This window comes from Paenibacillus sp. 2KB_22, assembly GCF_052115745.1.
GTDB lineage: Bacteria > Bacillota > Bacilli > Paenibacillales > Paenibacillaceae > Paenibacillus.
In genome coordinates, this window is record NZ_JBFRHG010000009.1 from 155,564 (window position 1) to 180,565 (window position 25,002).

Annotated in this window: 20 protein-coding genes, 1 rRNA gene and 1 riboswitch; of the genes, 1 reads left to right on the top strand and 20 read right to left on the bottom strand. The window is 47.6% G+C overall.

Annotated elements, in window-relative coordinates; all coding sequences use genetic code 11:
- Positions 1–367 precede the first annotated feature (367 nt).
- The 17 genes from purD to AB4111_RS29040 all read right to left on the bottom strand — a co-directional run bounded on the left by purD (position 368) and on the right by AB4111_RS29040 (position 19,304).
- Positions 368–1,633 (bottom strand): phosphoribosylamine--glycine ligase, encoded by a 1,266-nt coding sequence (gene purD, locus AB4111_RS28960; RefSeq protein WP_442034686.1) that lies wholly within the window; start codon positions 1,631–1,633, stop codon positions 368–370.
- 128 nt (positions 1,634–1,761) lie between these two features.
- Positions 1,762–3,309: a bifunctional phosphoribosylaminoimidazolecarboxamide formyltransferase/IMP cyclohydrolase gene (purH, locus tag AB4111_RS28965; protein WP_253430049.1), complete on the bottom strand. Its 1,548-nt coding sequence runs from the start codon at positions 3,307–3,309 to the stop codon at positions 1,762–1,764.
- Between the two features lie 295 nt (positions 3,310–3,604).
- The gene (gene purN, locus AB4111_RS28970; RefSeq protein ID WP_442034688.1) at positions 3,605–4,222 is read right to left on the bottom strand and encodes a phosphoribosylglycinamide formyltransferase; all 618 of its coding nucleotides are present in this window, start codon (positions 4,220–4,222) and stop codon (positions 3,605–3,607) included.
- Positions 4,222–5,262, bottom strand: coding sequence for a phosphoribosylformylglycinamidine cyclo-ligase (purM, locus tag AB4111_RS28975; RefSeq protein WP_442034690.1), 1,041 nt, complete (start codon positions 5,260–5,262; stop codon positions 4,222–4,224). The genes purN and purM overlap by 1 nt, the downstream gene beginning before the upstream one ends.
- Positions 5,263–5,391: 129 nt before the next feature.
- Entirely contained in the window at positions 5,392–5,835 is a 444-nt protein-coding gene (locus tag AB4111_RS28980) for an immunity 26/phosphotriesterase HocA family protein (RefSeq protein WP_442034692.1), read from the bottom strand.
- Between the two features lie 3 nt (positions 5,836–5,838).
- The gene (purF, locus tag AB4111_RS28985) at positions 5,839–7,317 is read right to left on the bottom strand and encodes an amidophosphoribosyltransferase (RefSeq protein ID WP_091038782.1); all 1,479 of its coding nucleotides are present in this window, start codon (positions 7,315–7,317) and stop codon (positions 5,839–5,841) included.
- Complete coding sequence (purL, locus tag AB4111_RS28990) at positions 7,302–9,545, bottom strand: phosphoribosylformylglycinamidine synthase subunit PurL (protein WP_307414987.1); 2,244 nt, start codon at positions 9,543–9,545, stop codon at positions 7,302–7,304. The genes purF and purL overlap by 16 nt, the downstream gene beginning before the upstream one ends.
- Positions 9,523–10,212 carry a phosphoribosylformylglycinamidine synthase subunit PurQ gene (gene purQ, locus AB4111_RS28995; protein ID WP_047840493.1) on the bottom strand — a complete coding sequence of 230 codons (690 nt, stop codon included), beginning with the start codon at positions 10,210–10,212 and terminating at the stop codon, positions 9,523–9,525. The genes purL and purQ overlap by 23 nt, the downstream gene beginning before the upstream one ends.
- A gap of 4 nt (positions 10,213–10,216) precedes the next feature.
- Positions 10,217–10,462 carry a phosphoribosylformylglycinamidine synthase subunit PurS gene (gene purS, locus AB4111_RS29000; protein ID WP_017690695.1) on the bottom strand — a complete coding sequence of 82 codons (246 nt, stop codon included), beginning with the start codon at positions 10,460–10,462 and terminating at the stop codon, positions 10,217–10,219.
- Positions 10,463–11,268: 806 nt separating this feature from the next.
- The gene (locus tag AB4111_RS29005; RefSeq protein ID WP_442034696.1) at positions 11,269–12,141 is read right to left on the bottom strand and encodes a phosphoribosylaminoimidazolesuccinocarboxamide synthase; all 873 of its coding nucleotides are present in this window, start codon (positions 12,139–12,141) and stop codon (positions 11,269–11,271) included.
- Positions 12,142–12,390: 249 nt separating this feature from the next.
- Complete coding sequence (purB, locus tag AB4111_RS29010) at positions 12,391–13,689, bottom strand: adenylosuccinate lyase (protein ID WP_339239480.1); 1,299 nt, start codon at positions 13,687–13,689, stop codon at positions 12,391–12,393.
- Positions 13,686–14,888, bottom strand: a complete 1,203-nt coding sequence (gene purK / locus AB4111_RS29015; protein ID WP_442034698.1) for a 5-(carboxyamino)imidazole ribonucleotide synthase — start codon at positions 14,886–14,888, stop codon at positions 13,686–13,688. The genes purB and purK overlap by 4 nt, the downstream gene beginning before the upstream one ends.
- Positions 14,885–15,370, bottom strand: a complete 486-nt coding sequence (gene purE / locus AB4111_RS29020) for a 5-(carboxyamino)imidazole ribonucleotide mutase (RefSeq protein ID WP_253430025.1) — start codon at positions 15,368–15,370, stop codon at positions 14,885–14,887. Before purE ends, purK begins: the two co-directional genes overlap by 4 nt.
- 193 nt (positions 15,371–15,563) lie before the next feature.
- Positions 15,564–15,665, bottom strand: a riboswitch (purine riboswitch).
- Positions 15,666–15,935: 270 nt separating this feature from the next.
- A complete protein-coding gene (locus tag AB4111_RS29025) occupies positions 15,936–16,370 on the bottom strand; it encodes a universal stress protein (protein WP_339239478.1) in 435 nt (144 codons plus the stop codon).
- Positions 16,371–16,544: 174 nt separating this feature from the next.
- Positions 16,545–16,808 (bottom strand): DUF1294 domain-containing protein, encoded by a 264-nt coding sequence (locus AB4111_RS29030; RefSeq protein WP_017690702.1) that lies wholly within the window; start codon positions 16,806–16,808, stop codon positions 16,545–16,547.
- Between the two features lie 124 nt (positions 16,809–16,932).
- Positions 16,933–17,070 carry a hypothetical protein gene (locus AB4111_RS29035; protein WP_442034701.1) on the bottom strand — a complete coding sequence of 46 codons (138 nt, stop codon included), beginning with the start codon at positions 17,068–17,070 and terminating at the stop codon, positions 16,933–16,935.
- A 104-nt stretch (positions 17,071–17,174) separates the two neighbouring features.
- Positions 17,175–19,304: a DNA topoisomerase III gene (locus tag AB4111_RS29040; protein ID WP_442034703.1), complete on the bottom strand. Its 2,130-nt coding sequence runs from the start codon at positions 19,302–19,304 to the stop codon at positions 17,175–17,177.
- 372 nt (positions 19,305–19,676) lie between these two features.
- Here AB4111_RS29040 and AB4111_RS29045 point away from each other — a divergent pair, with 372 nt between their 5' ends.
- The gene (locus AB4111_RS29045; RefSeq protein ID WP_442034705.1) at positions 19,677–21,611 is read left to right on the top strand and encodes an amidase family protein; all 1,935 of its coding nucleotides are present in this window, start codon (positions 19,677–19,679) and stop codon (positions 21,609–21,611) included.
- A gap of 185 nt (positions 21,612–21,796) precedes the next feature.
- Here the strand turns inward: AB4111_RS29045 and AB4111_RS29050 are convergent, their stop codons facing one another.
- From AB4111_RS29050 to rrf, 3 genes are all read right to left on the bottom strand, one after another.
- Positions 21,797–22,801, bottom strand: a complete 1,005-nt coding sequence (locus tag AB4111_RS29050; RefSeq protein ID WP_442034707.1) for a ketoacyl-ACP synthase III — start codon at positions 22,799–22,801, stop codon at positions 21,797–21,799.
- 330 nt (positions 22,802–23,131) lie between these two features.
- Positions 23,132–24,637 carry an alpha/beta hydrolase family protein gene (locus tag AB4111_RS29055; RefSeq protein WP_442034709.1) on the bottom strand — a complete coding sequence of 502 codons (1,506 nt, stop codon included), beginning with the start codon at positions 24,635–24,637 and terminating at the stop codon, positions 23,132–23,134.
- Positions 24,638–24,869: 232 nt separating this feature from the next.
- Positions 24,870–24,986: ribosomal RNA gene (rrf, locus tag AB4111_RS29060) — 5S ribosomal RNA — on the bottom strand.
- Positions 24,987–25,002 lie beyond the last annotated feature (16 nt).

A 25,002-nucleotide genomic window follows, 5' to 3' on the forward strand; every position in this document is an offset into this window, starting at 1 on the left:
AAAGTATACCATGTTTCCCTCTCAACCATCCAGTTGCACGTTATGGTTTGGAACAAGGTTACAGTATAATGTTCACAAATTAGTCTCTATGTATGTTACGTACTTTATATAATATGATTAATATAGCCTTATAATGTGATATTGTTCACATGTTTAGTATAGTCCAATTTATAAAAATACTACCCTGTACTTTTGCGCACTAAACATACCTGAACCTCCAGATTCACTCCTTGTTTTGTACCTTTCCCGTGTCTTTATCCTAAGGACAAGTCCGCTCGTTTACACAAGATACATCTATATACGCAGCAAAGAGCCCGCAGGATGCAAATACCTTTCCGGTACACATCTTTCGGACTCTTTGTTCATTCTATACCAGTGCTTTAGCAGCAATATCCGTCCGCTGATGTTTGCCATCGAATTGGATACGTTCCGCCTGTGCATAGGCTTTGTTTCTAGCTTCGGCAATATTCGCACCAAGGCCAACTACGCCCAGGATCCGTCCACCATTTGTGACCCAGTCTCCTGCTTCATTACGCGATGTACCTGCGTGGAATACCACCGCATCATCCACCTGATCCAGTCCTTCAATGACTACACCTTTGGCATAAGGACCCGGATAACCTCCTGAAGCAAGTACCACACATACAGCAGCTTCATCGCTCCATTCAATCTCAATGTCAGCCAGCTTGCCATGGACGGTTGCCCAGAAGATATCAAACAAATCACTCTTCAGACGTGGCAGAACCACCTGTGTTTCGGGATCACCGAAACGTGCGTTGAACTCAATCGTTTTGGGTTTACCATCAGGCGAGATCATCAATCCGGCAAACAATACACCCTGGAATGGACGCCCCTCGGACACCATTGCTTTGGCAGTTGGTTTGATGATCGTCTCCACAGCCTCCTCAATAATGGAAGCCGAGATATGTGGCAATGGTGAGTATGTACCCATACCGCCTGTGTTTGGCCCCTGATCATTGTCGAATACAGGCTTGTGATCCTGTGCTGCCGCCATTGGTCGAACGGTCTCTCCATCGACAAAAGCCAGAATGGACATTTCCTGACCTGCGAGGAATTCCTCGATGATCACTTTGGCTCCAGCTTCTCCAAACACTTTATCCACCATGATGCTGCGAAGTGCTTGATCAGCCTCATCACGGGAATAAGCTACCGTTACTCCTTTGCCCGCTGCCAGTCCATCTGCCTTGATGACAACTGGAATTGCTTGTTCATTCAGGTATGCTTGAGCCTGTTCGTAGTTATCGAATTTCTCATAAGCTGCGGTTGGAATGTTGTATTTGTGCAGCAGATCCTTCATGAACGTTTTACTTCCCTCGATCTCTGCTGCATTGCGATGAGGTCCGAATACCGGAATACCAGTGGAGTCAAATGCATCCACGATCCCATCTGCCAGCGGATCATCTGGACCAATAACCACTAATCCTACTTTAAGCTCTACAGCAAGAGCCGTTAGTTTATCGAATTCATTTACCGCAATCGCATGACACTCAGCGAGCTCAGCAATACCTGCATTTCCCGGTGCACAGTGAATCTTGCCTACCTTCGGACTCTTCGCCAGCGCCCAGATGATTGCGTGCTCCCGGCCACCGCCGCCTACTACCAGAATATTCATTCGTTCTGTTCCCCCTCCGTGCATAACTAGATTTGTTACGCTAATGCGTGTTGAAAACCTAAAAAAGAGGGGGTGTACCATAAGTCATAAGTATGACTGGCGACACCCCTTATTAAACCTTTTTCGCTCTAGTGTTTGAAGTGACGAACGCCTGTGAAGACCATGGCAATTCCGTATTCATTGGCTACTTTGATGGATTCTTCATCCTTAATCGAACCGCCAGGTTGAATCACCGCTGTAATTCCGGCTTTTGCTGCCAGTTCCAACGTATCTCCCATTGGGAAGAACGCATCCGATGCCAGAATGGCACCTTTTGCTTGCTCGCCAGCTTGCTCAATCGCAATTTTGGCTGCACCCACACGATTCATTTGTCCAGCGCCCACACCTACCGTCATATCATTCGCAGCAAGTACAATCGCGTTGGATTTCACGTGTTTAACTACTTTCCAGCCAAACAACAGCTGTTTCAGTTCTTCTTCCGATGGTGCGCGATCCGTTACCACGTTCAGTTCGCTCGCTTCAATGGAGTGCACATCGGACTGTTGCACGATCATACCACCGTCGATGGAAGTTACAACGAATTGGCTCTCCCGTTTACGAGCAGCATTCAGTTCACCCGTTTTGAGCAAACGAATGTTTTTCTTCTTCGTCAGGATATCGAGTGCCTCTTGCGTAAAGTCAGGAGCAAGTACGATTTCCAGGAAAATCTCGCTCAATTTGCCCGCTGTATCGCTATCGATAATACGGTTTGCTGCCACAATGCCTCCAAAGATGGACGTTGGATCTGCAGCATATGCCTTGCTGTAAGCTTCATAGATACTTGCGCCAATGCCTACGCCGCATGGATTCATATGTTTAACCGCAACAACCGCCGGTTCTTCAAATTCTTTCACAATCTGCAATGCTGCGTTCGCATCGTTGATGTTATTGTAAGACAACTCTTTGCCATGCAATTGCTCGGCTGTTGTCAACGTATCTTGAGCAGCCAGCGGTTTGCGGTAGAATGCCGCCTGCTGGTGTGGATTTTCGCCGTAACGCAAATCCTGGAGTTTTTCGTAAGTAACCGTCAGACGCTCTGGCAACGGATCACCGTTCAGGTTGGAGAGATAGTCAGAAATAACTGCATCGTAAGCCGCTGTATGGCGGAACACTTTTGCTGCAAGCCGTTTGCGTGTTTCGAGAGTGGTATCTCCATTGCTGCGAACTTCTTCAAGTACCTTGCCGTAATCTGCTGTGTCAACAACGACACTAACATAAGCATGGTTTTTGGCAGCGGAACGAAGCATGGTTGGACCACCGATATCAATGTTCTCGATCGCGTCTTCGTATGTTACGTCCGGCTTGGCGATGGTATCCTGGAAGGGATAAAGGTTTACGACAACGAGGTCGATGTACCCCAGTCCGTTCTCCTCCATCTGACGCTTGTGCTCTTCGCTGTCACGAACAGCCAGCAAACCTCCATGAACTGCCGGATGCAATGTTTTAACACGTCCGTCCATAATTTCCGGAAATCCGGTCACATCCGAAATTCCGATGACAGGTACGCCTTCCTTCGACAATAGGCTGCTTGTACCTCCTGTCGAAATAATCTCCACACCCATTTGCGACAGCTCGCGGCAAAAGTCCACGATGCCTGTTTTATCCCATACGCTGACCAGCGCTCTTTTGATACTCACAATATGCTCCTCCTTTAATGTCCCATGGCTTCGCGTTTCCTGACGAAACACAGCCGATTTATTTCCCGAGAAATATCACAAAATGCGTACCAATTTTCGACTTCTGTTATATAGTTGATAAATGGATTTTCACACTTAAACACTACGAGTTCAGAACAATCTTTCGATCGCTGTTATTCCTAGATTTTTTTGAACAATTTCTCAATGGTAAAAATCCATTAATAAAGGCGAGCGCTTCGCTTCTCCAGCTTATTTCTGCCCTCTCCGTTATTGTGTGAAACAGTTTAAAACTATATCAAACCGGTTTGTTAACAGTGACGTGACGCCCATTCAATTGAACCAAACCTTGAGCGAACCAAGATACCACTTCGGGGTATAACTGCTGTTCGGCCGCATGGATGGAACGGCTGATTGACTCAGGCGTATCCTCTGGCAGAATGGGAACTGGATGCTGGGCAATAATCGGTCCGGTATCCATACCTCCGTCTACAAAATGCACAGTCACGCCTGTCACTTTCACGCCATATTCAAGTGCCTGTCCAATCGCATCCTTGCCTGCAAATGCCGGCAGCAAGGACGGATGAATGTTAATCAACCGCCCTGCGTAACGATCCACCACAACCGAAGTCAACAATCTCATATATCCGGCAAGAACGACCAAGTCGATCTCTTTGGATTCAAGTACTTCCACGATCTCTGCCTCATAGGCTTCACGGGAAGCATAATTTTTCGGAGTAAACAGATGACAATCCACGCCTGCGTCCTGTGCACGCTGCACAACACGTGCAGACGGTTTGTCACATACGAGCAGATCAACGGATGCATTCAGCCCACCGTTCCGTACTGCATCGACCAATGACTGAAAGTTAGTCCCTTCACCCGAGGCAAATACAGCTATGCGGTAGTTCGCCATTAAACATCCGCTCCCGTGAAGGTTACTCGCGCATCTCCTTCAGTAACACGTCCAATGATGTACGCTTCTTCACCAGATGCTTTCAGTTGTTGCAGAGCTTCCGCTGCATCTGCTTCATTAACAACCAGTACAAGTCCAACACCCATGTTAAATGTGGTGAACATGTCACGGTTTGAGACAGATCCCTTTTCCTGCAACAGGTTGAAAATCGGCAGGATCGGCCAAGAGCCGTAGTCAATATCCACATTCACGTTGCTTGGCAACATACGTGGAATATTCTCGATGAAGCCACCACCTGTAATGTGTGCCATGCCTTTTACTTTTACCTTTTCGAGCAGGGACAACAGGGGTTTAACATAAATTTTCGTAGGTTCCAGCAGGGAATCCCCCAGCTTACCACCCAGTTCCGCTACTTCATCATGCAGATCAAGTCCCGCATCTTCCAACAAAAGTCTGCGCACCAGCGAGAATCCGTTACTGTGCACACCGCTGGACGCAAGTCCAATCACTGTGTCTCCTGGGGCGATGGTTGTGCCGTTGATGATCTTCGCTTTGTCCACGATGCCTACCGTGAATCCGGCAATATCGTATTCGCCTTCACTATACATGCCCGGCATCTCTGCCGTCTCGCCACCGATCAGCGCACAACCAGATTGATGACAACCTTCAGCGATACCCGCAACAATAGCTTCGATCTTCTCAGGAATGACTTTGTCACATGCCAGATAGTCGAGGAAGAAGAGTGGTTCTGCACCCTGTACCACAATGTCGTTCACACACATCGCTACCGCGTCGATTCCGATGGTATCGTGACGGTCCATGGCAAATGCAATCTTCAGCTTGGTGCCTACGCCATCCGTACCGGATACAAGTACAGGCTCATCGTATTTATCTTTGTTCAAACCGAACAGGGCACCGAATCCACCCAGATCTGTCATCACTTCCGGACGGAAGGTACGCTTCACGTGTTTTTTCATCCGTTCAACCGCTTCATTACCTGCCGCGATATCGACGCCGGCCTTTTTATATGCTTCGGACACAACCATCACACCCTTCGTATCTTATAAAAATTGAACCAGTGTATTAACACGTACCTCTTCGGTAACTGAACAACCTTTCGATTGCCGTTATCTCTAGATTTTATCGTGTCAATGTTAAGTCCAACCTACCTATCCTTGCTCCATCTCTAACAGATGGTTTTGTACCAATTCAAACCCGGCTACGCCGAGCGTATTAAACTGACTATACTCTTCTATCGGGAGGTTACGAATGTACTCATCACCGCAGTATAAATGTCCAGCACACTGAAACACTCTCAGTTCTTCCTTTTCGGGCGTCAAAGGTGTGTTACCCACGATCCTCCACGATCCATTTCGGATATTGGCCGGAGAAGTGAATATGACGTTGCTTCTACGGTTCCCAAAGGAATAGAAGAGAAAATCGCCATCTTCCACCCTTACGGTTTCGTCACGCTGAATGCTCATCACGCCGAACGAAAATGCCTTTTTGAAACGCCCTTTAAGTGCGCATACCACCTGGCATACCGCAAATCGGCCGTCCTTCATCGGAATCAGGAACACGTCACCTTCGTTATAGCTCTTTCTCATCTGCATGGATTAACAGCTGCAGCCGAATTTTTCTTCGCCACCAAAGTCGAGGCGGGTTGGGTAATCATTATCAAAACATGCGAGGCAAAGCCCGCCCTTGGGATCATCCTGATTATCTCCCTGAATGGATGCAATCAGTCCATCCGGACTGAGGAACGACAGGGAATCCGCATTTATTTCACGGCAGATCTCTTCCACCGATAGCTGTGAAGCGATCAATTCGCGGCTGTCCGGTGTATCGATGCCATAGAAACAAGGATTCTTGAAAGGTGGGGATGTAATGCGCACATGAACTTCCGTTGCTCCTGCATCACGCAGCATGTTCACGATCCGCCGGGAGGTCGTTCCCCGTACAATGGAGTCGTCAATCATAACCACACGTTTGCCTTCGACAACACGACGCACAGCGCTCAGCTTCATCTTCACGCCCTGTTCCCGCAATTCCTGACTTGGCTGGATAAATGTACGTCCGGTGTATTTGTTCTTGATCATACCCATCTCATACGGAATACCCGTTTGCTCCGCATAACCAATGGCCGCTGAGATACTGGAATCTGGTACCCCCGTAACCAAGTCCGCATCTACAAACGACTCAATCGCCATGCGGCTTCCCATCCGTTTACGGGCAGCATGCTGATTCGCACCATTCATATCACTATCCGGACGAGCAAAATATATATATTCCATCGCACATAATGCCTTGCGGTGTTTGTGATGATCGAAGCGATCTTCATGCAGTCCATCTGCATCCAGCACAAGCAGTTCACCGGGTTCAATATCACGAATTAACTCTGCGCCGATTGTTTCCAGCGCACACGTCTCGGAAGCAAACAGATATGCATCCCCGAGCTTACCCATCGTGAGCGGACGAAGTCCGTGTGGATCGGAAGCTACGAGCAGCTTGTCATTGGTCATAATCAGAAAGGCGTAACCGCCAACAATGCGCTGGAATGCCTCTTTGGCCGCTTCCACAAGCCCTTTGGAGGATCGTGCAATCAGATGCGCAATAACCTCGGTATCACTCGTTGTTTGGAAAATGGAACCGCTCTGCTCCAGCTCACGCCGAATCGTTGGTGCATTTACAATGTTACCGTTAGTCGCTACCGCCAGATCGCCATCACGATATTTGAATACCAATGGCTGTGCGTTCGTCAGTTTACTGTCACCGCTTGTTGAATACCGGACATGTCCAATGGAAATATCCCCGGTTAACGTCTGCATCAGGTCTTTGGTGAACACTTCTTTCACCAGACCCATGCCGCGATGATAGTTAAACTGGCTGCCATCACTCACACACATGCCTGCACTTTCTTCGCCCCGATGTTGCAGCGCATGCAGTCCATAATAGGAGAGTGAAGCCGCGTCAGGGTGTCTGAACACCCCGAACACGCCGCATTCTTCCTTCAACTTGTCGAGTCCTTCCTTGCCGGACCCTTCATTATAATAATCGCCTGTCCACAACGGTCCTGTCGTCAGTTCATGAGACATGGAATCGCATCCTCCCAGACCTGAGCCAAACCTCCTACAGGTTCGCTCACGGCTGATGTTCCGTTCAACTCAATCGTCAGGTTACTTCCTTCTACACGGCCAATTACAGCTACAGGTACACCGCGCTCACGTACAAATGCTTCAAGTTTACCCGCTTGCTCTGGCGTAGCCGACAACAAGATACGGGATTGACTCTCACTGAACAGGGCGTGATCTGCACGCAGTGCAGTCTCCACATTCACCTGTGCTCCTACGTTACCGCTAATACAAGACTCTGCGAGTGCTACAGCCAAGCCGCCTTCAGACAAGTCATGTGCCGAGCGAACGAGACCGGATTGAATAGCTTCCAGCACCGTGCTGAGCAACGCTTTTTCCGTCTGCAAGTTCAGTTCTGGCGGACGGCCTTCCGTCTGACCATGAACCGCGTATTGCAGCTCACTGCCGCCCAGTTCAGCTTTGGTCTCACCGAGGAGGATGATCACATCTCCTTCGGATTTGAATGCTTGTGTCGTGATATGATCCGTATCATGAACGAGACCTACCATACCAACCACTGGCGTTGGATAGATGGAGCCTTTGGCGTTTTCATTGTACAGACTTACGTTACCACCGATAACCGGCGTATCCAGCACACGGCAAGCTTCTGCCATACCGTCTACCGCTTTCTCCATCTGCCAGAAAATATCTGGTTTCTCCGGGTTACCGAAGTTCAGATTGTCCGTAATCGCGAGTGGCTCTGCACCGGAACATACGATATTACGCGCTGCTTCACTTACGGCAATACGTCCGCCAACTTCAGGATCAAGATACACATAACGTCCGTTACAGTCCGTTGTCATCGCGAGACCTTTACGTGTGCCACGAATCGTTACAACCGCTGCATCCGAACCTGGACGAACGGCAGTGCTTGTACGCACCATGTAATCATATTGATCATAAACCCATTTTTTACTCGCAACCGTTGGTGAAGCCAGCACTTGTTTCAGCGCTCCGCCGAGATCCGACACTTCGTCGTAACGAAGCGTGTCGATGGAAGCACTTTGCTCATAGTACGCAGGTACAGAAGATGGTTTGTCATACACCGGACATTCGTCAACAAGTGCTGTTACTGGCATATCCCCTACCACTTCGCCATGGTGGATCAATTTCAGACGACCGTCATCCGTTACTTTACCAACTTTGGCACAGATGACACCCCAACGTTCAAAGATTTCCATCGCCTGCGCCTCATCCTTCGGCTCAACGACGAACAACATGCGTTCCTGGGACTCGGACAACATCATCTCGTAAGGTGTCATGCCTTCTTCACGCTGTGGCACCTGATCCAGATACAGTTCCAGACCGTTACCCGCTTTACTTGCCATCTCTGCACTTGAACATGTCAGACCGGCAGCGCCCATATCCTGAATTCCGAGCACGATTCCCGTGTCGATCAATTCCAGACAGGATTCCATCACCAGTTTCTCCATAAACGGATCACCAACCTGAACCGCTGTCCGTTGGGACTCGGATTCTTCTGTCAGCTCAACGGATGCAAACGTTGCACCGTGGATACCGTCACGACCTGTTGGTGGCCCTACATAATAAACTGGGTTACCTACACCTTTGGCTACACCGCGCTGAATCTTGTCATGATCAATCAGACCCACACACATCGCGTTAACCAGCGGATTGCCTTCATAACTCTCATCAAACATGACTTCACCCGCAACGGTAGGAATACCGATACAGTTCCCGTATCCAGCAATACCGGCTACGACATGCTCGAACAAATATTTAACACGATCGCTCTCCAGCTTTCCGAAACGAAGAGAGTTCAGAAGTGCTACCGGTCTTGCACCCATGGAGAAAATATCACGGATAATGCCGCCCACACCTGTTGCCGCGCCTTGATAAGGCTCAACTGCGGAAGGATGGTTATGGCTTTCAATTTTGAATACAACGGCCTGGTTATCACCGATATCCACGATACCGGCACCTTCACCAGGTCCCATCAGGACACGTGGTCCAGTGGTTGGGAAGCGGCGCAGCAATGGCTTGGAGTTTTTATAAGCACAGTGCTCGGACCACATTACACTGAACACACCAATTTCCGTGTAGTTTGGCTTGCGGCCCATGAACTCACAGATCAGCTCATACTCGCTGTCAGACACGCCCATTTGTGCGTAAAGTTTATGTTCTGCGACCTGTTCTGCTGTCGGTTCCTTAGCGGATAGCTGCTGCGTCATGCCGATCCCTCCATGCTTTCAAAATAGATGTAAACATACGTTTGCCGTCTTCCGAACCAAACAGTGAATCCACTGCACGCTCTGGATGCGGCATCATGCCGACCACGTTTCCAGCCTCGTTACAAACTCCTGCAATATCACCCAGGGAACCATTCGGGTTGGTACCATACGTAAATACGATTTGGTTGTTCGCTTGCAGACTCGCGAGCGTCTCCTCGTCGCAATAATAGTTACCTTCACCGTGAGCAATTGGGATGACAATCTCTTCGCCCGGTGCATAATCACGTGTAAATGGTGTATCTGCGTTTGCCACTTTTAATACCGTATCGTGACAACGGAATTTCAGGGAAGTGTTGCGGATCAATGCGCCTGGAAGCAATCCTGCTTCCGTCAGAATCTGGAATCCGTTGCAAATGCCCAAAATATATTTACCTTGTTCAGCAGCTTTCGCTACCTCGTTCATTACCGGTGCAAAGCGGGAAATCGCTCCGCAACGCAGGTAGTCACCATATGAGAAACCACCCGGAACCAAAATACAATCATAAGCCGATAGATCTGTAGCCGTGTGCCATACATAATCAACCTCTTGTCCAATCGCATCTTCCACTGCCTTGTAACAGTCGATGTCGCAGTTGGAGCCAGGGAACACAAGAACTGCAAATTTCATGAGATTAACCCTCCAATTCGTAGCGGTAATCTTCAACAACGGTGTTGGCCAGCAGCTTTTCACACATGACTTTCAATCGTTTCTCCGCTTCCGCACGATCTGTTGTATCCAGGTTGAGTTCCATGACTTTACCGATCCGTACACTTTCCACTTCGTTGAATCCCATGGAATGCAGGGCTCCTTGAACAGCTACGCCTTGCGGGTCGAGTACGCTTTGCTTAATAGTGACATATACGGTTGCTTTGATCATGATCCTTATGTTCCTCCTCAGTAATGAACGGGATAAATGCTTTATGCTGTTAAAAAAGTGACTTTGGAGCTTGCTCCGGGGCGGATTGTTCTTCCGGTCGCTGGTTGTCCCCAGGTTTTTTGGATTGTTTTAGCCCGCTCTGCGGTCAAAACCCGGGGACAAAGGCGAACGCTTCGCTCCTTTAAGAACAATTCCGCCCCTCCGCTAGTCCATGCGACGTTTTTTAAAGGCCTAAACCTTTACGTTGCACGGCGTGTATTGGTCTAGTGCGTGCTCCCAGGCGGATTGTTCTTTCCGGTCGCTGGTTGTCCCCAGGTTTTTTGGATTGTTTTGGCCCGCTCTGCGGTCAAAACCTGGGGACAAAGGCGAACGCTATCACTCCTTTAAGAACAATTCCGCCCCTCCGCTAGTCCATGCGACGTTTTTAAAGGCCTAAACCTTTTACGTTGCACGGTGTGTAATGGTCGAGACTGACCATTATGTGGAAACAGTTAATGGTCTTAGAGTAACTTTAGTAATCAGTGAATTTAGTTCTCGTAATCTTCTTTCAGGCTTCCCCTACCTGTGGGAAGCCATCGCTCTTCATTGCCTCACCCACCAGTTTGAACACTGGCGGAGGGAAAGATTTGAGCTAGAGAAGCGAAGCGTTCGCCTTTGCAACCGGAATGTTTCCTTTTGAAAAAAGGATTCCAATCCAAACATTCCGGGGGCAACAGCGATCGAAAGCCAAACTTTCCCATAGCCTCTCGCTCAAACGTTAGCTTCCTCAAACTTTCCAGTAGCTCGCGCTCAAACGTTACACTTTATTATTTCGTTAAACGGTTATAAATATCGACGTATCTTGCGGTTGTTTCTTCAACTACCTCTTGCGGGAGCGGATCAGGTTTGCTGTTCTTATCCCAATCGGTTCCAGCGAGATAGGTGCGCACTGGCTCTTTATCCATGCTGTCGATCTCGATGTCTAGTTCATAATTCTCTTTGGCCCAGAAGCGTGAAGCATCCGGAGTGAAGATTTCGTCTATCAGGATGACCTTGCCGTCCACGATGCCGAACTCGAATTTGCAGTCTGCCAGAATGATGCCACGCTGATCACAATAATCACGCGCGAATTCGTACAAGCGCAGACTTTTTTCCTGAAGCTCCATTGCAAGTCCGTCTCCCACCAATTCTTTCATGCGATCCATCGAAATGTCCTCGTCATGCCCTACATCATTTTTGGCTGCCGGTGTGAAAATGGGAACTTCGAGCTTGGCGTTTTTGCGAAGTCCATCAGGCAGCTTAATACCATTCACTTCACCGCTTGTCTCATACTGTCTCCAACCACCACCAGTGATGTATCCACGCACGACACACTCAATATCAATGCGTTCTGCTTTGCGTGTTACCATGATGCGGTCTTTGAGCAATTCTGGGTCTGTGATGAGGTCACCCAGTTGATTCAAATCGGTATGAACGACGTGATTCTCCATCATGCTACCTGTCAGTTCAAACCAGAAACTGCTGAGTTTATTCAATACGTTTCCTTTCTCGGGAACCGCCGGGTCCAGCACGTAATCAAATGCCGAGATTCGGTCAGTAACCACGATCAGAAAATGTTCACCCAGATCGTACAATTCACGTACTTTTCCTTTATATAACAGAGGTGCTTTAACGAGATCTGCCGCAGTGGACAGTGCCATGGGCTCACCTTCTTTCAGGAGATGTAAAGTATACGTCCAATTCCCCTCATCACGCAGGGCCACTCCGAATGCAGAAGAACCTTCCGATCGCTGTTATCCCCGGATTTTTTCTGATCCCTTTCTCAAGGGGAAAATCCGGGGATAAAGGCGAGCGCTTTGCTTCTTCAGGTTTTTTCTGCCTTCTCCGTTCCAGCGTGAACACATAATCAACCTATACTTTTAGGGAGTAGAATATAAAAGCTTAATATATTAATCGTTCAAGCCGAGCTTTTTGAAGATCGTATCTACGTGCTTCAAGTGCCATGACGGGTTGAACGCATCTGCGATTTCTTCTTCGTTCAGTACTTCCGTGATTTCCGGTGTGGATTTCACGATATCCTGGAACTGACGTTGTTCTTCCCATGCTTGCATCGCACGTGGTTGAACAGTATCGTATGCTTGCTCGCGGCTGAAGCCTTTGTCGATCAGTTTTGTCATTACGCGGCCGGAGAATGGCACGCCGAAGGTGCGCTCCATGTTGCGTTTCATGTTCTCAGGGAATACCGTCAGGTTCTTCACGATGTTACCAAAACGATTCAGCATATAGTTCAGCAACATCGTTGCATCCGGCAGAATGATACGTTCTACAGAAGAGTGCGAGATGTCGCGCTCATGCCAGAGCGTTACGTTCTCGTATGCCGATACCATATGTCCGCGAATGACGCGGGACAAACCGGAGATGTTTTCACTACCGATCGGGTTACGCTTGTGCGGCATCGCGGAAGATCCTTTTTGACCTTTAGCAAAAGCTTCTTCCACTTCACGGAATTCACTCTTCTGCAGTGCACGTACCTCTGTAGCGAACTTGTCCAGGGAAGTTGCAATCAACGCCAATGTAGCCATATACTCCGCGTGACGGTCACGTTGCAATGTTTGAGTGGAGATTGGCGCAGGTTTCGTGCCCAGCTTCTCGCAGACAAACTCTTCAACAAACGGATCAATGTTGGCGTACGTTCCTACTGCGCCTGAGATTTTGCCGTATTGTACGTTGTCTGCTGCATGACGGAAACGCTCCAGGTTCCGTTTCATCTCTTCATGCCACAACGCCATTTTCAGTCCAAATGTTGTGGGCTCCGCATGTACCCCGTGCGTACGTCCCATCATTGGTGTATGCTGATAGGTCAGTGCTTTTTCACGAAGAATTTCAATGAAATTCACGATATCCTTTTCCAGAATCTCATTCGCTTGACGCAGTACATAACCCAGAGCCGTATCCACGACATCTGTGGAAGTCAGTCCGTAATGCACCCATTTCCGCTCTGCACCCAGACTTTCAGATACCGTACGTGTAAATGCGATAACGTCATGACGTGTTTCCTTTTCAATCTCATAGATGCGGTCGATGTCAAAAGATGCGTTCTGACGAAGCAATGCTGCTTCTTCCTTAGGGATTACACCCAGTTCAGCCCACGCCTCACATGCACATATTTCAACTTCCAGCCACGATTGGAATTTGTTCTCTTCGGTCCAGATGGCTCTCATTTCGGGTCTGCTATAACGTTCAATCATGAATTTGTATTCCTCCAGAGGTTAGTTTGTTCAATCCATTGCAATCCTTCTTCAACATCCTGACAAAGCAGATTCACATGCCCCATCTTACGTCCTGTTTTCGCTTCGGTTTTACCATATATGTGAAGCTTGGGAATCACACCAAGTTCTATCGCTTCTGCATCAGGTTGCCCTGTTCTGGCGATAATGCCTTCCAGATGTTCTCCAAGCACATTGACCATAACGACCGGGCTCAATAACGAAGTGTCCCCAAGTGGTAATCCGCAGATCGCACGGATATGTTGTTCGAACTGAGAAGTCGCACAAGCTTCCATCGTATAGTGACCGGAATTATGTGGTCTTGGCGCCAGTTCGTTGACGTACAGTCTTCCATCCGCCGCTACAAACAGTTCCACAGCTAGCAACCCGACAGCCTTCATTGATTCTGCAACCGCTGCTGCCAGCTTTTGCGCTTCAATCTGGATGTCTGCAGCAACTCTAGCCGGTACAATTGAAGCATGCAAAATGTTATTCACATGAATGTTCTCCGCTGGCGGGAACGTTTTGATCTCTCCGTTGGTACTACGCGCAACAACGACCGAAATCTCGCATTCAAATTTGATGAATTGTTCCAGCACCAGTTCCGCACCTGTAGCTGCAAGCTCTTCGTACGCAGCCACAGCCTCATTCGCTTCCCGAATTACACGCTGGCCTTTGCCATCGTAACCTCCAGTCACCGTCTTCAGTACACATGGCACGCCAAGTTCACTTACAGCAGCAAGCATCGTATCCCCACTCGTGATCTCCCGATAAGGTGCAACTCTTACTCCAGCGGCTTCAATTGCACGTTTTTCACGTAATCGATGTTGTGTGGTGTATAGTAACGCACTTCCTTGCGGAACGTAGGACTCACGTTCGAGCAGTCCAGCGACTTCTGCATCCACATTTTCGAATTCATACGTAATGACATCGCATTGCCGAGCCAGTTCAAGCGCAGCTTTGGCATCGTCATATCCTGCTTCAATCTGACGAGCAACTTGACCACAAGGCGCATCCGAAGCGGGATCAAGGGTAACAAATCGATACCCCATTGCCGTTCCTGCGAGGGTCATCATACGCCCGAGCTGTCCGCCTCCAAGAATGCCGATGGTTGTTTTCCCAGGTAGCAGGACATATTGTAGTTCTCCAGCAGTACCCGATTGATTCCCTATTCTACTCATAGTTCTTTACTGCTTTCGAGTACTTCTTGTTTGATGCGCTCTCTTCGAGCTTCAGAGCGACGTTGGACATCCGGGTCAAAAGCCCCGATCATCTGAGCTGCCAGCAATCCGGCATTCGTTGCCCCCGCCTTGCCAATCGCTACAGTTGCGACGGGAATACCACCAGGCATCTGAACAATGGACAACAAGGAATCGAGACCGTTCAATGCTTTGGATTGCACGGGAACACCAATGACCGGAAGCATCGTTTTGGAAGCGACCATCCCGGGCAGATGTGCTGCCCCGCCTGCGCCTGCAATGATCACCTTGAATCCTCGATCAATTGCTTGCTCTGCGTATTCGAACATTAAATCCGGTGTACGATGGGCTGAGACAACTTTTTTCTCATAACCGATTTCCAGTTCATCCAACACCTCGCACGCATGCTTCATCGTTTCCCAATCCGACTTGCTGCCCATAATTACAGCGACTTGCAGTGACATGAATACATCCAACTCCCGTCTGAGCTTTTTTGATTACATCTGATATGAAGGAACGCTTATTACGTGTGAAATGAAAAAATCCGCTACCCGCGAAAACATCACATTTTCTTCGGACACCGGACTCCAAGAAATACGTATCCCTCATTTGGGCATGCCAAAAGGGGGCTTGCTGTCCGCATCTGGTTGCATGCGACTCTCAGCCGTATCTCCTCGTAGTCCGGAAATTTACGGTTCCCGGGTAGATACTTCCGGGCCCTATTCCCGGCGTTATACGAGCAAATATCTATCAAACTATTTTCGTTCATTTTTGTAATCTCTTATTACACATTTCGTTCCTACTCGACCTTATTCTTACCTGATCGACACATCTAACATTCTAACAATCCCCTACAGCTAATGTCAACTTAAAGACGAACATTTAACATATTGACAAATATAATGTTCGGGAATTGCTTCATTAATTTCGGTTAGCCATCCATTTCATCCCATAAAAGAAAGCCGGCTCCTCTTCAATCTCTCGAAGACAACCGGCTTCCTGCTTTTCAGTGCGTACACACTTCATCCATTATTTTACGATCAGTACTGGAACCTGAGCATGCTGCACCACATTGTGACTGACACTACCCAGGACAAATTCACGAATTCCACCAAGTCCACGGCTACCGATAATAATGATATCAGAATCATTTTCTTTGGCAAAATCAAGCAACACTTCCGCAGCCGCTCCTTGGATCAGATCCACATTGGCCGTTACACCAGCAGCCTGAAGTCGTTCTTTCGCTTCATCTGTTGTCTGCACCGCCAGATTGTAGTAATCATTATTAAGGGAAGGTGGCAGTGGCGCCAGCCCCTCACCGATAAATACACGCGGGAAATCAAAAGCATGAATGACATCCAGTACAGCATTCGGGGACACTTTGGCTAGCTCAATTGCACGATCAAGTGCTTTATTTGAAGCTTTGGAACCATCATAAGCCACTAATATTTTAGAAAATAACATGTGAATCCCGTCCCTTCCTTTATATGTAGAGCACGCGAAGCAAGCTTCGGTCTAACATCCAATAAACTAACATAAGCATATAACTTCTTAAACGTACCGGAGCCACCATGAACCATTTATACGAAAGAATTTACATATGAAACCTGTGAACGATTACGCGTGTGTTTCAAGTGTTCATTGAATAAAATAACCATAGATTACCGCATTCAAGAACAACAACAACGGAATGCCAATGGTGAAGCTGGGATGTTTGGTCTTATGCCTTTTCCGATACATCGCGATCCAGACTCCCAAAGCACCGCCAATAAACGCAAGCAAGAATAACGTCCGTTCGGGTGTACGGTCACGACGCTGTTGTGCACGCCTCTTATCATCCGACATCACCAGATAACCAACTACATTAATAAATAAAAACCACAATATAAGTCCGGTTTGCATATAATTCTAGCGATCCCCCTGTCCCGGGACATCTCCCTGTCTCCATTATAGTCCTCATCAGAGACATGTTCAACGCACCAGGTAGGGAACCGCAATTTTGTGTAAAATGTTACATCGCTCTGACCTAGGACTCCTGTTTTGGAATACCGTTCAGGCTTGGTGCTCTTTTGGCTGCTTTGTCCGGGCGCAAAGCGATACTCTCTTCCCGAATACTGTCTTTGTTTTGCTGGTTATGGATTTTCTCAGGTTTGTTATGCGGCATATAGGTATCACCTCCTTGGCTTACGTTGCCTGAAAAAGGAGGATCTTATACGACTTGGCGTGAACGAGTAGTGAAAAGTCATCATCAGTTCATCTGGAGTTTGTCTACTCTCCTTTTTTCTCCATAGCCGCTTTTAGCAGATCACCCAGATTGGAACCGATGGACTCCTGCTTTGCATACTGCTTAACCAACTTTTGCTGATCGCGTTTGTTCACATGCTGTTTATCCTTATCCAATGTTTCTGTAATTCCACAAGGTAGACATTGTACGTATAGCCCCGCCTTGCCTTCTTTGATTTCCATCTTTTTGTGGCACTGCGCACAGCGACGATTGGACAATCTTTTCTCGGCAGAACGACGATATCCACAGTCCTCTGTAGGACATACCAGAAACTTGCCGCGCTTGCCCTTCTTCTCCAACAATCGCGCATTGCAGTCAGGGCAGTGGCTATTGGACACATTATGCGGCTTGTATTCTGCTTTGCTGCCTTTCACCGTTGACACGAGCTCTTTGGCCATAGAACGGATGCTGTCCAGAAATGGTCCTGGCTGTCCTTGCCCACGAGCGATGCGCTCCAGTTCAGCTTCCCAGCGGGCAGTCAGATCCGGTGTACGCAGCTGCGGAGCAGCCAGTTCAATCAACTGTTTTCCTTTGCCGGTTGGATGCATGCTGTTACCTTGACGATCTATCGTGTCGGAACTGACAAGCTTCTCAATAATATCCGCCCGTGTAGCGGGAGTGCCGAGTCCATGCTTTTCCATCTGGGAAAGCAAAGCGGCTTCGGTATACCGTTTGGGCGGCATTGTCCGTCCACTTTTAATATGGCAACGCTGAACCGTCACGGACTGTCCTTGCTGCACATCTGGTAAAAGCGCACGCTCATGGTCTGCTGCATCATCAGCATGGTCATCGTCATCATCGCTGTAATCGCCGCCGTATACTTCACGCCATCCGCTTTCTTTCACCGTTGTACCTTTGACATGGAAGGAATCATTCCCCACTTGAACCGTGATTGCAACCGAATCGTACTTCGCTGCCGGATAGAACAGGCTGATAAAACGACGTACGATCAGATCGTACAATTTACGTTCCTCCGGGTTCAATTGATTCAGAAGTACCGTTTGTTCCGTGGGGATAATGGCATGGTGATCGGTCACTTTGCTGTCATCCACAATACGTTTGGTGATATTCAGATTTTTGCGCAGCAAAGGACGTGCCAGAGACGCATAAGGTCCAATGGCTACACTGTCCAGACGTTCTTTCAATGTAGCTGTCATGTCGGCAGTCAGATATCGGCTGTCCGTACGTGGGTACGTCACGAGTTTGTGCTGTTCATAGAGTCGTTGCAGGACATTCGATGTTTGCTTTGCCGAAAAACCATATTTCCGGTTGGCATCCCGTTGCAGTTCTGTCAGGTCATATGCCAGTGGATGCGGCTCTACTTTCTCGCTTTTCTTCACCTGGGCAATCGTGCCCTTGCGCCCGTCTACTCGTTTCTTCAATTCTTGTGTTTCTTGAGGGTTGAAAATGCGTGAATCTCCCCCTGCTGCCCGCCATACAGCCTGAAAATCGCCCAAATCTGCCGTTAACGTCTCATACTCCTGCGAGCGGAAACCATTAATTTCATTTTCTCTATCCATAATCATACCCAAGGTTGGAGTTTGGACCCGTCCAGCAGACAACTGCGCATTGAAACGAACGGTTAGTGCACGGGTCACGTTAAGTCCAATCATCCAGTCGGCCTCCGCCCGGCAACGTGCTGATTCATAGAGACGGTCGAACTGACTGCCTGGCTTCAGCGAAGCAAATCCGTCTTTGATCGCCTTATCTGTCTGGGACGAAATCCACAGACGTTTGAATGATTTTTTCCACCCCGCCATCTGCATGATCCAACGGGCCAGTAATTCTCCCTCACGGGCCGCATCCGTGGCAATGACCAGCTCGCCCACATCCTGACGTTTCATCAACTGCTGCACGGCTTTATATTGATGGTTGGTCTCTTTAAGTACCTTCAGTTTCGTACGTTCTGGCAGAATTGGCAGGTCCTCCAGATTCCATGTTGCATACTTCTTGTCGTAATCCTCCGGTTCAGCTAATCCAACCAGATGTCCAAGCGCCCAGGTAACGATATATTTCGGGCCTTCCATATAACTTTTATGTTTATCACGCGCGCCCATAACTCTGGCTATTTCGCGTGCTACAGATGGTTTTTCTGCGAGTACCAATGTCTTCACTTCATATCTCTTCCTCTCTGGTAGAACGTTATGTCTCTTTTATTCCTATCTTTTCATTATATCATTTCACACTGAAGGTATGCTCTGTGATCTCCACTCTCTAATCTTAATCGCATCCTGTACCTAATGTTTAGTCAACATATCGAATTCATGTCATATTTGTTTACATAAGAATAATTAATAGTTTTCCTGTGCTCACGTAAATAGAAGCATGAATAAGATTTTATACTGATTAATATTGATGTATACGTTTTTTTGGATAAATATAAGCATTGTAAGATTACCTGACATAACTATACAATGTGTCAAAAGCATAGAAACAGAATCGCTGTTAACACACATCAATGAGGCACAGGAAGGGAGCGTGGATGCATGACTTATCATGGATCTGTATTGAAAAAAAGTGGGGCTTTGTTACTGGCGGGAGCTGTCGTTGCCACAACATGGGGAGGAACAGTGCCTTCGGCATCAGCAGCAACAGCAACGCCTACAAGTAAAACAACAGTAGCAGCTGTATCCAAAGGAAAAGCGCCTGCTACTCCGGCAACATTTGTTCAGGCTATGGAAGAAGCGGCTACACTTGCAGGTGTTCCTTTTAGCATGGACAAGCTCTCCGGCACAACCGTACAACGTAAAGATGCTGCGGTTGCTTTGCAACAATGGCTCAAGCTGGATTCGGCTACCGAATCATTCAAGGATGTCCCGGATGAATCCACTTTCGCAGGTGCTGTTGGTGCATTGAACACTGCGGGATTGATGAAAGGCTATACGGAATCCCTCTTCCTTCCAAACGCTGTACTTACCGAGAATGACCTCTCCATACTGAAAGACCGCATTTATAACTACATAAAACCGTTTGTCCTGGAGGAAGCAACCATTATGGATCTCCAGGCCGCAATGACGCAAGGAAAACTAACATCAAAAGAACTGGTTCAGAAATATCTGGACCGCATTGAAAAATACGATGATCAAGGTGTAAGCATCAACGCCGTATTAACCCTGAACCCGGATGCGCTCCAAATTGCGGAGCAATTGGATGAAGAACGTACAGCTCAAGGGGCCCGCGGACCTCTGCATGGCGTTCCGATTCTGGTGAAAGACAATTTCGATACCAATGACATGCCGACAACTGCAGGCTGTATCTGTCTGAAAGATTCCATTCCTGCTCACGATGCTGAACAAGTGAAGAAACTCAAAGCAGCTGGCGCCATTATTTTGGGCAAAACGAACCTGCATGAATTCGCATTTGGCATCACAACGTCCAGCTCATTGGGTGGACAAACACTTAATCCTTACGCCCTGGACCACTATCCAGGTGGCTCAAGCGGTGGAACAGGCGCTGCCATTGCATCTAACTTTGCCGCAGCCGGCATGGGTACAGACACTGGCGGTTCAATCCGAATCCCTTCCAGCTTCAACAGCCTTGTAGGTATCCGCCCAACCATCGGACTATCCAGCCGTGAAGGCATTATTCCATTGGCTTTGACTCAGGATGTCGGTGGACCTATGGCTCGTACCGTAAGTGATGCCGCAATCATGCTGGATGCTACAGCCGGCTATGACAAAAAAGATGTCGCTACAGCTTACGCGGTTGGGAAAATCCCTTCCAGCTACACTGATTTCTTGGATGTAAACGGGTTGAAAGGTGCACGCATCGGTGTGGCCACAGAACTCATCCCAAGTACTAAAGCTGAAGAAAAAGCCGTTGCTGACGTGATCAACACAGCTGTGGAAGAATTGAAATCTCTTGGCGCTACCGCAGTTCCAATTTCTATCCCGAACTTGGCCGAGATCAACAAATACCCAAGCCTTAGTGGATATGAATTCAAGTTCCAGTTGAATGACTATCTGGAATCATTGGGTGCAGATGCTCCATATCACAGTCTGTCCGAGATCATCGCTTCCGGAGAGTTTGATAAGTCCCAAGAACAATCCATGAAGACTCGGGATGCACGCCAAACCCTGGAGACTACCGAATATAAGGACATTGTCCTGAAACGTACCCAAGTTACACGTGAATCCTTGCTGAAAGTAATGGCAGATAATAATCTGGATGCCATCATCTATCCTACGTCCACACAAGCCGCTGGAGTTATTGGCGAAGGACAAAACTCCGGTGGTAACAACCGTTTGAGTCCATTCTCCGGCTTCCCGGCGATCACAGTCCCTGCCGGTTTCACAACCGATGGTCTGCCTGTAGGCATGGAATTCCTGGGTCGTGCTTTTGATGAAGGAACTTTGATCAAGCTAGCGTACAGCTACGAACAAGGGACACATCACCGCCAAGCGCCTAAGCTTACGCCGTAAAATATTTATGGGATTAAGTAATCCCGGTTAGCACAAAGTAACATGTAACATAACTTCACTCATATCACTTTATTTAAAAGATTTAACCTACTAAAGAGACCACCCTCTTCATGATGCATGAAGTCTGGGTGGCCTCTTTTATTTCCTCTATTATTTCGGTGTTGCATACAGTCGTATGTTATCCATTATTGAACTTTGTCCGGTACGCCCCACTTCAGCACCAAACCTGCGTAAGTCAGACCACCACCAAAACCAAAGAGAGCCACAGTCTGTCCTTCTTTCAATTTCCCTTCATCCACTGCAAGCTGTAAAGCAAGCGGAATGGAGGCAGCAGATGTGTTCCCACGATACTCGACGCTGGTTAAAGTACGTTCCAAAGGGACCGGGCCACGTTCGCAAACAGCCTCAATCATTCTCATGTTGGCACTATGCGGGACAAACCAATCAATCTGTTCAGGTCTTAACCCAGCTTTTATGATAAGCTTATCCAATTGTTCTGGAATCGTCCGTACAGCCCACTTATAAACCTCTCGTCCATTCTGAACCAAACAACCTCCGCCCTGCAAAGGCATTCCATCCATCTCTGAAGACAGACCAGCCTTATAGAGATGAACACCACCTTCTCCATGCGTACCGGATATGGCTGCCATAAAGTCGCCTTCTCCATGCGCTGATCTCTCCACCAAGAAGGCTCCAGCTCCGTCTCCAAACAGGACACAAGTCGTGCGGTCTGTGTAATCCGTAATTTTGGATAACGTCTCTGCTCCGATAACCAGTACTTTGCGGTACATTCCACTGGTCACCAGACTGTCAGCAAGCTGTAGCCCGTAGGAAAACCCCGCGCATGCAGCATTTAGATCAAGTACACCTGTATGTGGGATCTTAAGATTAGCCTGTACTCTGGATGCGGTACTTGGGAATGCATATTCAGGTGTGCTGGTAGCCACAAGAATCATATCCACATCTTCTACACTTACTTCATAACGAGCTACCATATCTTCTACAGCCTTTGTAGCCAGGTCAGATACATATTGATCATCAGCTGCAATTCGCCGTTCTCTCATACCTGTACGTTGCACAATCCATTCGTCACTAGTCTCCACTAATTTCTCCAGATCAGCATTCGTTAATATTCGATCCGGTACATACGTCCCCATTGCCGTGATGGTTGCCTTTGATTGATGCTCCATACCGGTAGTCACCTCACTTGTTTTTCATCATTATAGCACTAAGTCTTAGCACTTGGTACTAATTTTTTTCTGATCTTTACTCCATTTATATTCAGAGTCAGTAATACTTTTATCCGTGTGACGAGATGGTACTGAACCATTACCCTGTTTACGAGCTTTTTATAGCCAATTTATCCTTATAAAAGAATTACATCCGTCGAAATAAAACTTTCGGATTAAGGTGAACCTCAATATACGGAAGAGTGACATACCTGCTCAATACGTATGAAGAAACGAATACAACATCACATAAAAAAGAGGCTGTCGCTATATCGACAACCTGTTCCATAATTATAATAGCGGGGTTATGAACTTCACTTCCGGAAACCGTCTATCGGGTCCGTTCATTAAGATTCCGCCCTTTTCTTTCAGATACATATCAAAGAAATCCAACATATAGGAATTAATAATGAAATTCGCCCTTTCAGGCGCAATTTCCCCTGTAATACCCAAAATTTTAAAAATCGGAGAAATGAACTGTACATCTGCAAAATTTAAATGCTCCGCATTATCAATGTAGAGGACTTGTCCCCCTGCGGCAACTGTTTGACGCATCCGATCAAGCTCCAACTTTTTGTCTTTGGTTTCTTGATCCACCCACTCTCTTGTATTACCCATAAGCTTAAGTTCGGCGTCCGTGTAGACTCGGTGATCGATCAACATTTTTAATTTGTCGTATCCACTTTCCGAGTTCATGAATAAAATCGGCTTCCGCAGGCCCCCCTTGTCATGCAGACCATAAAGTCCTCCATCAAGATCTATCCCAGCTGTTATTCGTGGATCGTAAGAAGCATCATAGGCGGTCGCTCCTCCAATGGAATGACCGAACACTCCGATATGATCCAGATCCACCTTCCCTTTTAGCTGACTTGGAATTTCCCCCGATTGGATGAGTTCGAATTGGTCCAGTGCAAACACTACATCGTCGGTTAACACCTTTCCCAGCTCGTCACGGGTTTCCCTTTCTGTTCTATAGTCATGCTCGGATGAAAACAAATCGCTGGTTGTACTAGTCGTGATTCGACCGTCCGGAAACTCGGTTGCAAATGTATTATAGGTGTGGTCGATTACTGCTACAATATATCCGTGACTCGCAAGATTTTCGGCTTGTGACGTGTGAAGAAACCTGGAGGAACCAAAGCCGGGATTTGCAAGGATCAGTGGGTATGAGGTCTGAGCCGAAGAGACTTCAGTCCCCAAATAAGCATGACCGGATACATACTTCAGGTGTTGAAAAGTAAACCCCGGAAGGCCATAACTCTCCGCCATATAAGATAAGATTCGGGGATTAGAGATAAATGGAGTATACTTCCCCGTACCCGCTTCAGCCGGATACCATACCTGAACCATTAATTCTCTCATGCCTGACTCTGATTTTCCGAATGTCTCCTCCCGATCTGGATCGACGAAATGAAAGACATGCGTGCCTACTTTTAACTTACCAGTTGGTGCTGGAAGGTCAAAAACCGGAAACACATAGTGGAAACAGACTGTTGCAATCAGCCCAATTACAACAAAAAGGGTACCAAGCACTCTAGGAATTCGGGAGACTGGCCACACGCCTTTCTGCGTCCGAACAACTTTTATAAGGGAAAACATAAACATCAGGGTAGTAAATCCGTATAAGAATACAAGCTGGATCCTGTATCCTTCAACAAGGAAATGTATTACTAAAATAATGCAGCCGACTCCGCTTGTCAGGAGTAAAGCTTTTCTTCGTACACGGTGATTGGGAATGAACAAAAATGCCAATAAACATACACATAAGAAGAATAATAGGATTTCAAATAACCTCACGCCAACTCCCCCTGAAATTCAACCCCATCGATGGATAGGATTAGTATACAGGAGCCACTGAGTTGATCATATTGATCTATCTTGCAATTGCCTTACAATCGTGTAAGTGAAGTGAGAGGGTCATAAGAAACAGCCCAACAAATGTGAGTTGTTCCTCTTTCATAGATCAAATTAAATTAGAGATAAAAACAAAAAAGACACACTCGAAATCATTCAAGTGTGTCTTTCGATTGCTTGGCGGCGTCCTACTCTCCCAGGACCCTGCGGTCCAAGTACCATCGGCGCTAGAGGGCTTAACGGTCGTGTTCGGGATGGGTACGTGTGGAACCCCTCCGCCATCGCCACCAAACGCATAGCTAAGCTTA